This is a genomic window from Nostoc sp., from assembly GCF_036917155.1.
Lineage (GTDB): Bacteria > Cyanobacteriota > Cyanobacteriia > Cyanobacteriales > Nostocaceae > Nostoc.
Genome location: NZ_JBALDZ010000051.1, coordinates 1 through 15,263, shown reverse-complemented (window position 1 = coordinate 15,263; position 15,263 = coordinate 1). Strand labels below are relative to the sequence as shown.

Here is a 15,263-nt window from a genome sequence, read left to right as displayed (position 1 = left end):
CCCTCAACACTATCTCGTTAAGGTGAGAGTGCGGCGCTTCGTAACCATCTGATAGGATTCGATGATGTCACCTTCAACCCAATCATTGAATTTATCGATGCCGACACCGCATTCATAACCAGCGTTAACCTCACGGGCATCTTCTTTCATCCGTTTTAGGGAGTCAAGCACGCCTTCAAAGATCACCTTACCGCCACGTCGCACCCTGACTTTGCAGTTGCGAACTAGCTTGCCAGATTGAACGTAGCAACCGGCAACCGCACCACGACCGACTGGGAAGACGGCACGGACTTCGGTTTGACCCAAGGGTTCTTCCACCAACTCTGGTTCCAAAAGACCTTCCAAGGCATCTTGGATATCTTCTAGGAGTTTGTAGATGACGTTGTATTCTCGGACATCGACACCTGCTTCATCGGCGGCTTGCCTAGCACCACTGGCAAAGGTGGTGTTGAAGCCGATAATTACAGCGTTACTGGCAGCGGCTAAGTCGATATCTGTCTCGGTGATTTCCCCAGCAGTAGCCAACAGCATCCGAATTTGGACTTCGTTTTGCGGGATTTGCTTGAGCGCTCCCACAATGGCTTCTACTGAACCTTGTACGTCTCCTTTCAAGATCAAGTTGAGTTCTTTCAACTCGCCTTCTTGGGCTTGAGCGGACAGGGTTGTGAGGGTAACACGTCCTTGTAACAGGCGGGATAGGCGTTGTCTATCGGCGCGATCGCTAGCAAGGGATCTGGCTTCTTTTTCGTTCTGGAAGACCTCGAACTCGTCGCCGGCTGCTGGCACATCACTTAAACCTAGTACCTCGACAGCAAAGGAAGGAGAAGCAATATCTACTCTCTTACTTCTGTCATCCACCATTGCCCGGACTTTACCGAAGGCCGAACCAGCTACCAAGATATCTCCCACACGCAGGGTGCCATTCTGAATTAGCAGGGTAGCAACTGCTCCCTTAGCTTTATCCAGATGTGCTTCAATAACAGTTCCTTTGGCGGCACGATCTGGGTTAGCAGATAGTTCTCCAACTTCTGCTACCAACAGAATCATCTCTAAGAGCGTATCCAGATTTTCACCTCTGATGGCGCTCACGGGAACCATGATTGTCTCACCGCCCCAGTCTTCTGCTGTTAGACCATATTGGGTCAGTTCTTGTTTAACCCGCTCTGGCTGTGCCCCTTCTTTGTCAATTTTGTTGATGGCAACAACAATTGGCACTCCCGCAGCTTGGGCGTGGCTAATGGCTTCAATGGTTTGGGGACGGACACCATCATCAGCAGCCACTACTAACACGGCAATGTCTGTTACCCGCGCTCCTCGTGCCCGCATCGCTGTAAAAGCTTCGTGACCAGGAGTATCCAGGAAGACTATCTGCTGTGGTTTGCCCTCATGTACCAAATCGACATGGTAAGCACCAATGTGTTGAGTGATACCGCCAGCTTCGCCAGCAGCAACTTTGGTTTTGCGGATTGAGTCGAGCAGGGTTGTTTTACCGTGGTCTACGTGACCCATAATTGTCACGACTGGCGGACGGCGGTGGAGATATTCTCGGTCTTCTGCACCGACCATTTCCGTAATTTTCCGAGCTTCTGCTTCTCGCTCGGCGGTTTCGACTTCTATTTCTAGTTCTTTTCCTACCAGGGTAATTGTGGGAATATCCAGATTTTGGGTGATACTCACCGCCATGCCTTTCAGGAACAGGATTTTGACAATCTCTGTATCGGCAACGGCTAAAACGTCAGACAGTTCTTGCACTGTCAACGGCCCTGTAATTGTCACTTTTTCGGGACGTTCGCGCTTGGTCTCGGCTTCTTGGCGACGGTTTTGGTGATGGTCGCGGCCAGAACCAGACCGAGAACCAGACCGAGAACCAGATTTTTTCGCTCTTGCAGTTGGGGCGCTAGCAAGGGTTGCACCTGGCATCTGTACAGGTCGAGTTGCTTTCGGTTTGGGAGGACGAGCGATGGAAAGGCTGACTTGGACTGTGGCTGGTGAGTCGATATCATCATCATCCAGCAAATCTTCTTCAAACTCATCATCAAGGATGGGCTTGATCCGCTTGCCTTTAACGCCAGCTTTTGCCTTCTCTTTAACTTCGTCAATGATTTCCTCTTCTACCCACTTTTTGCCGCCTTTGGTCGGGCGAGGCGGACTTGGGCGTTTCAAATCGAGGAGATCCGGTGTGATTGGTTCATCACCCAATCCTTGAGATTTGCCCCCTATCCCTGACAACTGTCTGGGTGGAGTAGCGATCGGCATTGCGGCTGCTACAGATTCACCTGGGCGTGCTGGTCTGGGTCGTTGCCCCTCTCCCAGTTGTGATGGTGCAGATGGTCTATTGCCCCTCGGCTCTGGTCTGCTGGGTGCGGGGGTGGGACGACTTGTCCTTTGTGGCGCACCGACGGGGGACTGGTCTGTTGGCAGTTTAGCGACTCTCGGCTTAATTTGCTCGCGATCGCCTTCTGCGGGTCGTAGCCGTTGATCGCGTTTGAGGATCGGTTTATCTGCCTGAGATACTGGCGGCTCATCTGCCACCTGGGCTTCTTCCGCCGCAGGTCTGGCTGGAGGAGCAACTAGTTGCGGTTTGATCGGTTTTTCCGATTTCGGTCTGGGTGCAACTGTTTTTTCCGGTTTTTGAGATGCTATTTTTTCCGGTGCTGGATTTGGATTAGGCGTTTGTTCCAAGTCAGCGATCGGAGGTTGCTCTTTAGTCTCAGATTGAGTCCGGGGCACAGGTCGAGTTGGTGCTGCCGGTTTCAGGGGTGAGACTGGTGTAGCGAAAGGCCGTGGAGGAGAGGGAGGATTAGCTTCAGACAAGGCAGCTTGGGTATTGTTAGCAAGTGACGCCTCTGGGGCGTTGGGAGTAGTATTTCTCAATATTTTGGGTTTGCGTATTTCCAAAATTTGCTGTTTGTGGGGTGCAGCAGGTCGGTTACGTCCGCCGTTGGGTGGTGAATTTGGCTTATGGCTGGTTGTACCTAGTTCCTTTTTGGCAGACACACTCGTAGCTGCAAGCTTTTCTGCTGCCGCCCGGATGTTTTCTGCCTCGGATTCTGAAATCGTGCTGCTATGGCTTTTGACCGCAATATCGAGCTGGTCGCAAATTGCTAGTAGCTCTTTGTTATCCAAATTCAATTCCTTTGATAATTCATAAATTCTAACTTTGCCGTTGGTCATCCACTCTTCCCCTTTAATTTACAGTTTTAGCGGATGGTTGCCTGGTTTGCGACATCTCCATCCTTGGATTACTGTTTTTAGACTGCCGTTCAGTTTTTGCCGGTGCCTCCAATCAGGAAAGAGAGATGTTTCGGTTTAATAATGGCATCCCCACCAGGAATGATGGTTGAGGGATACCCATAAAAATTTCTTAAATAAAAGATTTTTATAGGAACCCTTGACGCCGAACTGCGCCTGAGCGCTACCAGGTTGCCATTTTGTAGTTTTTTGTTTTGGTGATTCTGAGTCTTCCACAACACAATTGGTTACATCTTGTTCTGGGAATGTTGCCTCGCCCCTCTTTTTATTGGAGAGCCGAATGCCTTTTACACCCATTTACTATTTTGGCACTAACCCTAACGATCAATAGAGGGTGTGATAAAAGCACGACTTCGGCTTTCGACACAATGCCTCTGATGATTACGTCACAAAGTTGTTCCAACTAAATTTGGTTTTGGGTATTACTGCGGACTAAACGCTGCGACAAGCTTTGGTACAGTGTTTCTGGCACTGATGCTTGTAGCGATCGCCCTAGTCGATTTTTTTTTTGAGCCGCTTGTAAGCAACTCGTTTCTGGACAAATATAGGCGGAACGCCCCATGCCCTGATCTAATTGTACCTTTCCCGATGGAAAGACGCGGACAATCCGCCAAAACTCATCTTTTGAGCCTACTTTACGGCAACTAATACAGCGCCGATAATTTGGTTTCATCGGTTCTCTATGATCTCAGCCCAGGATAATGGAAGTAAAAAGAAGTTTATTATTACTATTTTTTACTACCCCTTCGGGGTGGGAGTAGCGAGTAGGGAGTAGGGGAAGAAATTAGCCCTCGATTTAGGTTTAAAGCCGTACTTCGTCCCGCTACGCGCTAACGCCTGCAAGTGGCGCGATCAAATCCTTGTATCGCATATTGATTGAAACCCCGCCCGATGTTAAGCCTGATTTGTTTCCCTACTCCCTACTCCCTTTCATCTATACCAAGTAGCTTTTGAGAAAATAATCCTTGAGACTGAGACTACAATCTACAGTATCAAAACTTTACAAAATTAATCAATTATTCATCATCGTGATTGTCAAAACTATCTTCCTCTTCTAATTCTTCCTGATTTTCATCCTCGAATTCTTCCTCATATTCCAGATCGTCTTCCTCTGATTGATATTTTGTTCTGACGGCTGCAAATTTAGCATCCTCTCCTGCAAAGTCATACTTAGCTTTGTCTTTGATATCTATTTTCCAACCAGTCAGGCGGGCTGCTAAACGGACGTTTTGTCCTTCTTTACCGATAGCCAAACTCAATTGATCTTCAGCCACCAGTACGTGAGTTTGCCGTGATTCCGGGTCCATTAAGCGTACTTCATCCACCCGTGCTGGACTTAAGGCATTAGCAATGTATGTTGCTGGGTCTGGCGACCAGCGAATTACATCTATTTTTTCACCGCGTAATTCGTTGACTACCACTTGAATTCGCGATCCCCTGGCTCCAATACAAGCGCCTACTGGGTCTACATCGCGATCGAGAGTATCTACTGCTATTTTAGTCCGGGGACCGACATAACGGGAGGGGGGGTTTGCCTCCCTCGCTACGGCAACAATCCGTACCACTTCATCTTCAATTTCTGGGACTTCGTTGGCAAAAAGATAAACCACCAAACCAGCATCAGCACGAGACACAAGCAATTGTGGCCCTCGTTGCTGACCTTGGGAGACTTTTTTCAGATATACCTTGAAGGTGGCATTTGCCCGATAATTATCGTTGGGTAGCTGTTCCCGCTTCGGTAATTCGGCTTCTACTTCTGGCTGACCAAAATTACTGGTGACTGCCAAAACCACTGATTGCCGCTCAAACCGCAGGACTCTTGCTTGCAGGACAGTTCCTTCTAAATCTTGGAACTCTTCTTGCACCATTTGGCGCTGTTGATCCCGTAATTTTTGTGCCAATACCTGCTTAGTTTGCATTGCCGCCATCCGCCCAAATTCTCCTTGGTCGGGGGTAACATCCAGTACTACAGAGTCTCCTAACTGGGCTTCAGGGGCGACTTGTTGAACTTCGTCTAGGGAAATTTGGTGGTCTGTGTTATTGACTTCTTCAACAATGGTTTTGGTGGAAAGAACGCGAAAGCCTTCTCCTTCGATATCAAGTTCTACTTCAAAATTCTCAAAATAATCTTCGTCAAACTGTCTGCGCTCTAAATTTTGGGCACGGCGATAACGTTCATAGCCTTTGAGTAGGGCTTCTCTAATCGCTGATTGAACTGCAAGCCGGGGTAAATTGCGATCGCGACTTATACTTTCAATTAATTCTTTTAATCCAGGTAAAGTAACCATTGACATAAGCAATCTCCTTTAAAAATTAGGGACTGGTGACTGGGGACTGGGGACTGGGCATTGGGCATGGGTCATTGAAAAGAGGCAGAGGGGCGGGGGGCGGGGGGCGGAGGGGAAAATTCTTCTCCCTTGCTCCCTGCTCCCTGCTCCCTGCTCCCTTGCTCCCTGCTCCCTGCTCCCTAGTCCCTAGTCCTAGTCCCTAACCTCTAGCCTTTAATCCTCGTTTATCGGCGCTCGTCTAACTGCACCTTAGTAATTAGGGAGCGGGGAATTTCGACTACACGACCTTTTTGGTTTAAGTAAAGTGTTGTCTCATCCTGACGAATCAACTGACCTGTCCACTCTTGTTGTCCGTCGTAGGGGGGCGTTGTGGAGATAATGACAGGAAATCCTTTAAAGGAAATAAACTCCCTGTCTGTTACCAGTTGCCGCGAAATACCAGGACTAGACACTTCCAAGACGTATTTATCTGGAACGATTTCCGCAGCATCTAAGGAGGCTTCTAAAGCACGGCTCATCCTCTCACAATCGTTCAACCCAGTGTCTTGTTCAGGGTTACGAATATCTACCCGCAACACTGGGGGACTTTGGTTGGTGTGAAAAACCACGCCAACCACTTCCAATCCCAGTCCTTCTGCTACTGGTGTCGCCAAATCAATAATTTGTGGAACTAAAGGATGAGCCATGAGAGAATTCAATAAAAAAAGTGGGCATCGACCCACTTCCTGCGATAGGTATATCTTCCAAGAAGTCTTGTGACGAACCAAATGATGATTCGCCTAATTCGAGTTTAGCGCATTTCTTTTATAGTCGTGCATTGGAGACTGCGGACTGGGGATTGGGGACTCACGTTAAGTACAATTAATTAATTAATTAGTAGCAAATTATCTGTGTACCTCTGCGTCTCTACCCTGCGGGAAGCTAAAGCGCCTATGCGTTTAAATTTCAACCCTTAATTAATTACGCCATGATTTTACGCAAACCTCTACTAAGGACTAGGAACTAAATTATCCCAGTCCCTAATCCCCAATCCCTCTACCCGGATTTCTCACCGATGCTCAAAGCCTGTGCTTGTGCAGGGGAGCAGGGGAGCAGGGGAGAGTTATTGTACAAGTTCTTTCCCCTCTGCCCCTCTGCCCCTCTGCCCCTCTGCCCCTTCCCTCAAGCTTGTGAGAAATGCGGGTCTACCCTTCCCGTATTTCTGGGAGAGTATTACCTTTATCAACTACTGTGGAAACTGATGTTTGTGTTCTCAGCTTCCGGGTTTGCTCGATAATTTGGTCTATGTCTTCTTGGGATAGACGCTGAACGTAGTTGAGTTTGATTTCCTCTAAGAAGTCAAAAAGTAAACTCTGAATTTCTGAGAGTACGTGTCTTTCCTTGATTTGAGATCCCAAGACTTTGGTGAAGCTTTCTACTAGTTGACTGGTGAGTTTTGCGCCCACAGGGTCTTCAACAGCACTAACTAACGTTTTGTAAAGATTAGTTGTGATTTGAGTCGCCAATTGTTCGCTTAACTGGGTTTGAGCCTGTCCCACGCCAGGGAGATTCTGGAGGTTGCGGTAGACGGGGACTTGATGGAAGACGGTTTCGATGTTGTGGCGCAGAATGGCAACGATCGCAGGTTGGATTTCGGGTAGCACTTGGTAGACAATTGTTTTTACCAAAAGACCTGCGATCGCTTCCAATTCATTCACATTATTAATATCTATGTAGGGACGTAAATTTTCTTGTTGGGAGAGCCAGCTTGTTAATTCACCCCGCTGAATTGAACCCTGAACCTGATTAATCACTCTCACCACGACAATTTCTGTGAGTTCTTCGGCAAAATTGGCGACAATTCCCTGATTAAGTTGTCGCCGCACTGGATGCAAATTCAATAACCGCGCTTGATCGAGGCGGATTACTACAGGTAAGATTCGCAACCACCGCCAAAAAGGCAGTAGTAAAAATAGGTCGTACCAACGCCACAATACTGCTTCTAACCAGCTTAAACTGGGATGTTGTCGTCTGAGCAGGAAGGTACGCCCCAGCAATTCTACGCCAAATAAAATTACAAAGAATAAGTCAATAATCCAGAAATCATCAACAAATTCGCCATTTTCCCCGATTTTACGATAGTAGTTAGAGGCAATCAAAGGGCGGATACTATCGTTGAAAAAATTAATTTCTTGAATCCAGCCTTTTTGTGACAAGTACGGCTGACTCCAAAAAGTGGCAAAGGACTGTTTTGCAGATTCGTTGTGGATGCGATCGCGCATCCGCTTTTTGATTTTTTCTAGAGTACCACTCTTATTCACTCCCGCAAACGGGTTAGTGTCAATCATCTCGTTACTCAGATGCCTGATTTCTTCTAGCCTGCTATTTACTTGAGGCGACTGTAACCCTGTTTGGCTGACTTGTTCTTCTAATGCCTTTACTAGCTCTAAATAATTTTTCGTCTCTCGATGGCGTTCAATACCTTTTATGGGGTCATAAATCTCAACAATTTGAGGAAGTTTTCGCAAGTAGAAATCTCGCCAAGGTACGTAACTTAAATCAAACAAAACTAAACCTAAATTTACGGTGGCAGCAATTGCCATAAATCTCTCAAACCAAAGATTACGCTGTTTAGAAGATTTTATGTTTCTCATTTTTTGTCATATATTATACATATTTACCGCATTGAGGATATAAGCTATTTCGCTTAATTAATTAATTTTCGGCTATTTCCAAGAAATTACAGCTATTTGCAGTTGAGTAAACCCCAGCGAAAAGGGCAGTTAGAAACCAAAACTACACGAGACTTTAACCACCTGTATAAGTACCAGTCCCCAATCCCCAGATCAAAGAGTCTATTCGATTCAAATGATAACTGCTGTATCTCTGCTAATATAAGATACTTCTTTTGATGGATGACACAAATTAGTTTTTGTAGTTTTGGCTAAATTTTACAAAAATAAGTCACAAATTATTCAAAAATCATGAAATAATCGTGAAAAAAGTTATTAAACAAACTTAAAATGCAGCTGTTAACCTTTATAATCCTGCTGATTTAACCCAAAGGAGTTTTGAATATGTGGTGTGGGTTTGGAAAATCAAGCGCAACCTTTGCTGTTACTTGCCTGGTGACTGCTAGTTTAGTAATTGCAGACACTGGTTTCGCAGCCCCTCAGCGTAGCTATACGCCCCAGCAGTTCCGTGAGGTATTGCGGGGATTAGGCTATAACGTCAAGATAACAAACACTGCTTTGACGGACGAAGAAACTAAAAAGGCAATTCGAGAATTTCAGACGGGCTATAAGCTAAAACCAGTTGATGGGATAGCAGGGCCAAAAACCCAAGATTTTGCTGCTAATATCGTTAAAATTCTGCACACAAATTTGAATGCAGTGGTGAAGCCCAATCCTCCCCTCCCACGCGATCATTTTTATGGTTCCCGCACGGAAGAAGTGGTGAAGGAGTATCAGAAGAAATATCAGCTGCAAGAAACTGGAATTGCTAATTTAGCACTCCGCCAAAAGCTGAATGAAGAAGCAAAGACAGTTGTGAGTCAGCCAACAACGACACCGACGGCTAAACCAACGGCTAAACCAACGGCTAAACCAACAGCTAAACCAACGGCTAAACCAACAGCTAAACCAACAGCTAAACCAACGGCTAAACCAATGGCTACCCCAATGGCTACCCCAACAGCTACCCCAACAGCTACCCCAACAGCTACCCCGACAACTACACCCTAGTTGCCACAAACAACTCCTACCCCAGAGCCACTCAAGTCCTCTGATTTGGTTCTTCTAAGGGTCTGCTCATATCTTGCACCTAGCCCTGGCGATTAGAAATCGCGGCTATACAAACTCTCGTCCGCCTACGCGGACTAATGCAAAATCAAGGTTTTCAACCCGCGCAGGCGGGTTTTGCCTGTGTAGCCGCGACTTCCAGTCGCCTGGTGCAAGATATCAGTCTGCCCTTGGGTGTAGGTAGAATTGGAAGGTGGTCATTGTAAGGCATAGGAATGTACTGCACGCTGGGTCTCCCTCCTTGGGATTGTGGGTACAGATCCATGAGATCGTAAATAGAATGGGGCAGTCCGACGGTTACGGGCAGCCCCATTTCTGTTGCTTCTTCAATAGTCAGGGTTCTCTAGTTGAGTGACGCGCCCAGTTGTTAGGGCTTCGATAATCGGTTCGATATTTTCTGGCGTGGTCTTTTTACTCAGCACGGGCTAAACGCCCCGCTACCGCTAACAGCACTTTTTACTCAGCACTCTTCATTACCCTCTCCGCCAAATCTTGATAGTGTCGTCATCACCACCGCTAACTAGGGTTTGTCCATCAGGACTGAAGGCAACGCATCTCACATAGCTGGAATGCCCTATCAGTGTGCTGATTTCTCTGCCACTGTGTATATGCCACAGTTTGATAGTGTTGTCCCAACTGCCACTAGCGAGAAATTGTCCGTCCTGGCTAAAGGCGACTGACCAAACGGAATCAGAATGACCAATGAGAGTACGAATTTCTCTGCCTGTATTTACATGCCACAGTTTAATCGTGTTGTCACCACTGCCACTGGCGATAATTTCCCCGTCCTTGCTAAAGGTGATACAATTGACAAAGAAGGAATGACCTGTGAGTGTATAGATGTTTCTGGGGGTGTATCCTTGCCACAGTTTAATTGTGTAATCATTACTGCCACTAGCCACTAGCTGTCTATCCTGGCTATTGGTTGCAGGCGTTCTCGGACAGTAGGCGACTGATGAAACTGCGTCGGAATGACCTGTGAGAGTTTGGATTTCTATGCCAGTACCCACTTGCCACAGCTTGATTGTGCAGTCAGCACTACCACTAGCCAGAAACTTGCCATCTGGACTAAAGGCAACAGAATTCACCCAGTTGGCATGACCAGTGAGAGTACGAATTTCTTTGCCTGTGTTGACATCCCATAATTTGATGGTGTTATCCCAACTACCACTAGCTAAGATTCCCCGATTCATATCTGCAACTCCCGTAGATTTGCCGGAATCCCCTTGATAAGAAAAGCTTGCAGAAATTGGACTAAAGGCGACGGAATGAACCATACTGGAATGACTAGAAGACCAACGACCCAGTTGACGTACTAGCTTGCCAGTAGCTACTTGCCAAAGTTTGATAGTCTTGTCATTACTGCCACTAGCAATAAATTGCCCATCTGGGCTAATGGCGATCGCATGAACCATACTAGAATGACCTTTAAGGCTCTGCACACATTGCCAGTTCTGTCGATCTAATACAACAGGTGGAGGTAGTTGCTGTCTAGGTGTGACAATTAAGGTAGATGATATTTCTGTTATATCTTCCCCAGCATCAGGGCCCAATAAATCCAACCATTCCTGCACAGATTGGGGACGATAGGTTGACTCCAAATCCATGCCGCACATAATAGCCTGATTTACCCTGTTGCTGATGTTGGGATTAAAATATTGTGGTGGTTCTAAATTAATATTATGACGCCTATCATCTGCACTTGTTGGTACAACTGCGGTAAGTAAATTATACAAAGTAGCGGCTAGGGCATAGATATCAATGTATTCTCCTCGTGGCGCTTCTGCTTCATACTGCTCAGGAGGGGCAAAACCAGGAGTGCGATATACAGTATGCCTTTGAATTACATTAGGAATAAATTCCCTAGCGATGCCAAAGTCTATCAGCACTGCTTCTGGTTTATCAATACGGATCATGATATTGCGTGGTTTGAGATCCCGATGCAGCAGTCCTTTAGAATGGATTAGGGTCAAAGCGCTGCCAATTTGTCGGATATACAGCAGTGCTTCTGCTTCTGATAGCAGCCCTATTCGCTTCAAACGCTGTCCCAAGTCTTCGCCTTCGATATAATCCATCACCATGCAGGGGAAATTCCCCTCATCAAAGATGGTTTCTATCTGTACTATATGAGGATGGTGGCACACAGCCAGCCGAACTGCTTCATCACGAAAGTCTTGCCGTAACTTATTTCGGTGGAGTATCCAAGCGGGATGATTCAGGATTTCTTCTTTGAGGGTTTTAATCACTCGCTGTTGATTCCGTTGATTTCTGGCAAGATAAGTGATGCCAATTCCGCCTTCACCTAGTTGGCTTTCGATAATGTAGCGTCCCCCGAATAAAGACTTTCCTGCATTCCACACCATTAGTAATATTTGACAATTGCTGGTATTTATTTTGGCACGGCATCAGAACAGCCCACCGGAATTTTTGGGAATTCCATTTGAATTGCTGTTGTAGATTTTTAAAACTTAGTTACTTAGAGAACATTTTCATTAACCTCAATAATTACTAATAGTATAAAGTTGGATATATCCTCATAGTTTTAGCTCAACTATGTCTTTACAATAAAATTTTTAGTTGATTGCTCATGCTAGAGTAAACGATGACTTTAGCCATATTTGTTCATAATAATTTGACTTATCGATAATCTAAAATTATGCTAAAGAATCTAAATCTGAAACAAAAATTTACAATTCTGCTACTGGTAATTCTGACATTCGGTCTGAGCTTGACTGGGTTTGCTCTTTCCTCCCTGCTCCGAGAGAATGCTAAACAAGATATTAGCTCAACTGGTCTCATGCTCATCCAAACAATGAGTTCTGTTCGTAAATACACCAGCACCCAAGTGAATCCAGAGCTAATTGATAAATTGGCTACTGAATTTTTGCCGCAAACCGTGCCTGGATACTCAGCACGGGAGGTATTTGAAATTTTACGAAAAACAACAGAATACCGTGATTTCTTTTACAAAGAAGCAACTCTCAATCCGACAAATCTTCGGGATAAGGCTGATGGTTTTGAAACAGAAATTGTAGAAAGGTTCAGAAATAAATCAGACCTTAAAGAAGTAAGTGGATTTCGCTCAATTCCTGGTGGGGATATCTTTTATATTGCTCGTCCTTTAGAAGTTTCTGAAGAAAGCTGTCTGAAGTGTCATAGTGTGCCCCAAGCTGCACCTCAAAGTATGATTACTCTTTATGGCGCAGCTAATGGATTTGGGTGGAAGCTTCATGAGATTGTCGGCGCTCAGATTATATCAGTGCCGGCGAATAATGTCATCAGTAAAGCCAATCAGTCTTCTTTACTAATTATCTTGATTGTATCAGCTATATTTATCGCGACTATCCTGTTAGTCAACTTGTTCTTGAATCGACAAGTTGTTATGCCTCTCAAACGTATGACTCGCATAGCTGAGGAAGTCAGTACGGGACACATGGAAGTTGAATTTGAGCAGATGTCTAATGACGAAATTGGTAATTTAGCTAAAGCTTTTAAACGGATGCAGTTAAGTTTAGAAATGGCAATGAAAAGAATCAAACGTACTCAGGGAGGTACAGGTGATTCAAATAACTCGTAATGACCGAACAAGGCAAAAGTGAAAAAGCAGAGGAGCAGAGGAGCAGAGGAGCAGAGGAGAAAAACCACCCACAAGGGGTGGGGCTTCAACCAAGGAAGCTAGGGAGCAAGGGAGCTATCGCCCACAAGGGGCGAGGCTTTGAACCTTATCTTTTTCGTAAAAAGTAAAAAGGCAAAAGAAAGAAAAATGATCACAAGCCCCTAAATTTAGGGACTTCCAAATAAAAAAATATCCAATTAACTCCTGTGGGGTGGGCAAGATGCCCACCCCACAATATTGGATAATTTATTTCTTAGAGTTCCCTTATTTATGGAATGAAATAAAAACGATTAAAAATTATTCCTAAATCTGTGGTGTATAAGTCTCTATGAAAACAAACTTTTTTTGAATTCAAAAGCTGCTTGAAAGCTAGGAATTTCCCTAGCTAAGAGTTCAATAAATTGGTCTGGTGAAATATCAGGATTTTGAGCTAATATTTCTTCTATAATCAGATTTGCCATTGGGCCAATGTGATAAGCTAGCTGTTGCTGACAATGTTTAACAAATGCTGGCTGGAGTGAAGGTTGTTGTTCAATTCGCCCAGTTTGTGGATTAGTAGGTGAACTAAAAATTGTTTCTTCAGTTTGGTTATATGATTGCGATATAGCCGACATCGCCTGAAATTCAGGGTTAAATACCGTGGGAGGCAAATCATCAACCATGATTGCAGGAGACGACACCACTTCTAGTTCTCCAATACGCTGTAAATCTATAATAACTTCCCTGGCTGTTTGGTATCGCTTGTTAGGTCTATCTGCCAACATGCAATCAAGTACTTGAGCAAATTCATCAGTAACATAAGTATAATAACGCCAGTTCCACTCTAAGGAGTATTGATCCATTAGTAAAGATGGATCTCTACCTGTGAGTAGTACAATAGCAGTTACACCCAAAGCATAAAGGTCACTAGAGGGTGAACATAAACCCAAGCTAATCTGTTCGCGGGGAGCATATCCCACTTTCCCGACGAGGGACATTTTGCCAACAAACGTTACCTGCTGGTTAGAATTTCTTCCCTCATTCATGTCAGTAATTTGCTTACCTACACCAAAATCAATCAGCACTGGCAAGTCCTTACCATCAGGTAACATGATGTTGTCAGGAGAAATATCTCGATGGATAATCTTATGTTGGTGGACATATTCCAAAACAGGCAGCAGATTCTTTAGCCACTGTATAACTTCGTCTTCAGAAAAGTTTCTTCCTTGATGCTGAAGTTCTCCTAGCAGTCTAGAATATGTTTTACCATCGACATATTCTTGTACTAGGAATAGCCGACCATCTCCTTCAAAGCAAGCCAAAAACTTGGGAATTTGAGGATGTTGCAATTGATGAAGAATTTTTGCTTCTCTTTTAAATAAGTTGCGATATTGTTCTAGTCCACTTTCTCCTGTGCCAATGGGTGCAAATTCTTTGAGAACACAAGCTTCATTAAAACGACGAGTATCAAAGGCCAAGTAAGTTCGTCCCAGTCCTCCCTGTCCTAGAAGTTTTTGGATGATATAGCGGTTATCGATTAGAGTTCCAGCAGCTATTTCTGGCCTTGTGATATGAGACTGTGACATCATCATCGCACTCCTAGCGATTTTATTATTGATAAATTATCTAGTTTGCTGAAAGTCAGAAACTCTAGAAGATAAAGGCTGATAACATCCTTCAAGTTGAGGTTAGCACCACTGTCGAGACAAGGAAATACACTTTTCTACAATCTTCTGATAGTCTTGTGTTATCAAACAAACAGTTTTTACTTGGGTAGCTCGATCATACTACTCATACTTAGATATTTTAGCCGCCGCAACATCATCAGTGTCTGCGGTCATATCTGCGAATATCGCCTTTTGATTCGCTGCTGTACTTTGTTTTACCCCTAGTAGCCCAATTGGCACTGAGTTGGGGAATAGTAAGGATATAGCGCGACATGATGGTTTTCTTGAAAAACTGAGGTTGCTATAAGACTTGCTGAAAGAAATATTATATGTATTTCAAGTGCTGAATATGCGATCGCTCTCAAAAATTAATCTTTATAAGGCGTTGGCTTAGTTTCAAACCTTGGGAGGAGCGCAATCGACGGGTGTAGCGGGCCACAGTATCGTAGCTACCAGAGTAACCACGCCGTTGAATTTCCCCAAACAGCCCTTTGGTATCGATATAACCCTCGTTCCAGCGTTAGGCTACAAAAATAACAGCTATTTATACAGATATTTTCCTGAACTTTCTCGTTCTATCTCCAAGCGTTACCAAGTTATCCGTGCCGGGAAAGCCCCTAAATTCTATTTATGGGGGCTAGGCACGGGCGAATTTATTCGCAGTGATATGTCTCTTGTGATA

The 15,263-nt window shown here is 44.9% G+C and carries 10 protein-coding genes and 1 pseudogene; 3 read left to right on the top strand and 8 right to left on the bottom strand.

The features are described 5' to 3' along the window. Positions 1 to 9: 9 nt before the first annotated feature. The 5 genes from infB to V7K67_RS07770 form a co-directional block, all read right to left on the bottom strand. Positions 10 to 3,174, bottom strand: coding sequence for a translation initiation factor IF-2 (infB, locus tag V7K67_RS07790; RefSeq protein ID WP_334729928.1), 3,165 nt, complete (start codon positions 3,172 to 3,174; stop codon positions 10 to 12). Between the two features lie 481 nt (positions 3,175 to 3,655). After that, positions 3,656 to 3,925 carry a YlxR family protein gene (locus V7K67_RS07785; RefSeq protein ID WP_334729927.1) on the bottom strand — a complete coding sequence of 90 codons (270 nt, stop codon included), beginning with the start codon at positions 3,923 to 3,925 and terminating at the stop codon, positions 3,656 to 3,658. Positions 3,926 to 4,268: 343 nt separating this feature from the next. Continuing rightward, positions 4,269 to 5,546 (bottom strand): transcription termination factor NusA, encoded by a 1,278-nt coding sequence (nusA, locus tag V7K67_RS07780; RefSeq protein WP_334706758.1) that lies wholly within the window; start codon positions 5,544 to 5,546, stop codon positions 4,269 to 4,271. 218 nt (positions 5,547 to 5,764) lie between these two features. Continuing rightward, positions 5,765 to 6,226, bottom strand: a complete 462-nt coding sequence (rimP, locus tag V7K67_RS07775) for a ribosome maturation factor RimP (protein ID WP_334706760.1) — start codon at positions 6,224 to 6,226, stop codon at positions 5,765 to 5,767. Between the two features lie 498 nt (positions 6,227 to 6,724). Next, positions 6,725 to 8,173 carry a hypothetical protein gene (locus V7K67_RS07770; protein ID WP_334729926.1) on the bottom strand — a complete coding sequence of 483 codons (1,449 nt, stop codon included), beginning with the start codon at positions 8,171 to 8,173 and terminating at the stop codon, positions 6,725 to 6,727. Positions 8,174 to 8,596: 423 nt separating this feature from the next. Here V7K67_RS07770 and V7K67_RS07765 point away from each other — a divergent pair, with 423 nt between their 5' ends. Next, positions 8,597 to 9,262, top strand: a complete 666-nt coding sequence (locus tag V7K67_RS07765) for a peptidoglycan-binding domain-containing protein (RefSeq protein ID WP_335165912.1) — start codon at positions 8,597 to 8,599, stop codon at positions 9,260 to 9,262. A 154-nt stretch (positions 9,263 to 9,416) separates the two neighbouring features. Here V7K67_RS07765 and V7K67_RS07760 read toward each other — a convergent pair. Both V7K67_RS07760 and V7K67_RS07755 read right to left on the bottom strand, forming a co-directional pair. Then, positions 9,417 to 9,732: pseudogene (locus V7K67_RS07760) on the bottom strand (SDH family Clp fold serine proteinase); the annotation flags it as partial. Between the two features lie 60 nt (positions 9,733 to 9,792). Beyond that, positions 9,793 to 11,682: a serine/threonine-protein kinase gene (locus tag V7K67_RS07755; protein ID WP_334729924.1), complete on the bottom strand. Its 1,890-nt coding sequence runs from the start codon at positions 11,680 to 11,682 to the stop codon at positions 9,793 to 9,795. A gap of 293 nt (positions 11,683 to 11,975) precedes the next feature. Here V7K67_RS07755 and V7K67_RS07750 point away from each other — a divergent pair, with 293 nt between their 5' ends. After that, entirely contained in the window at positions 11,976 to 12,896 is a 921-nt protein-coding gene (locus V7K67_RS07750; RefSeq protein ID WP_334706764.1) for a c-type heme family protein, read from the top strand. 365 nt (positions 12,897 to 13,261) lie between these two features. Here the strand turns inward: V7K67_RS07750 and V7K67_RS07745 are convergent, their stop codons facing one another. After that, positions 13,262 to 14,500, bottom strand: coding sequence for a serine/threonine-protein kinase (locus V7K67_RS07745; protein ID WP_334729989.1), 1,239 nt, complete (start codon positions 14,498 to 14,500; stop codon positions 13,262 to 13,264). A 550-nt stretch (positions 14,501 to 15,050) separates the two neighbouring features. Here V7K67_RS07745 and V7K67_RS07740 point away from each other — a divergent pair. After that, positions 15,051 to 15,263, top strand: a 213-nt coding sequence (locus tag V7K67_RS07740; RefSeq protein ID WP_335165909.1) for a hypothetical protein, incomplete at its 3' end; no start/stop codon positions are given.

What these genes read in the sequence shown, in the direction of transcription:
- infB (WP_334729928.1), bottom strand. Translation starts at nt 3,174, where the DNA reads ATGACCAACGGCAAAGTTAGAATTTATGAATTATCAAAGGAATTGAAT.
- V7K67_RS07770 (WP_334729926.1), bottom strand. Translation starts at nt 8,173, where the DNA reads ATGAGAAACATAAAATCTTCTAAACAGCGTAATCTTTGGTTTGAGAGA.
- V7K67_RS07745 (WP_334729989.1), bottom strand. Translation starts at nt 14,500, where the DNA reads ATGTCACAGTCTCATATCACAAGGCCAGAAATAGCTGCTGGAACTCTA.
- V7K67_RS07755 (WP_334729924.1), bottom strand. Translation starts at nt 11,682, where the DNA reads ATGGTGTGGAATGCAGGAAAGTCTTTATTCGGGGGACGCTACATTATC.
- V7K67_RS07785 (WP_334729927.1), bottom strand. Translation starts at nt 3,925, where the DNA reads ATGAAACCAAATTATCGGCGCTGTATTAGTTGCCGTAAAGTAGGCTCA.
- V7K67_RS07765 (WP_335165912.1), top strand. Translation starts at nt 8,597, where the DNA reads ATGTGGTGTGGGTTTGGAAAATCAAGCGCAACCTTTGCTGTTACTTGC.
- V7K67_RS07750 (WP_334706764.1), top strand. Translation starts at nt 11,976, where the DNA reads ATGCTAAAGAATCTAAATCTGAAACAAAAATTTACAATTCTGCTACTG.
- rimP (WP_334706760.1), bottom strand. Translation starts at nt 6,226, where the DNA reads ATGGCTCATCCTTTAGTTCCACAAATTATTGATTTGGCGACACCAGTA.
- nusA (WP_334706758.1), bottom strand. Translation starts at nt 5,546, where the DNA reads ATGTCAATGGTTACTTTACCTGGATTAAAAGAATTAATTGAAAGTATA.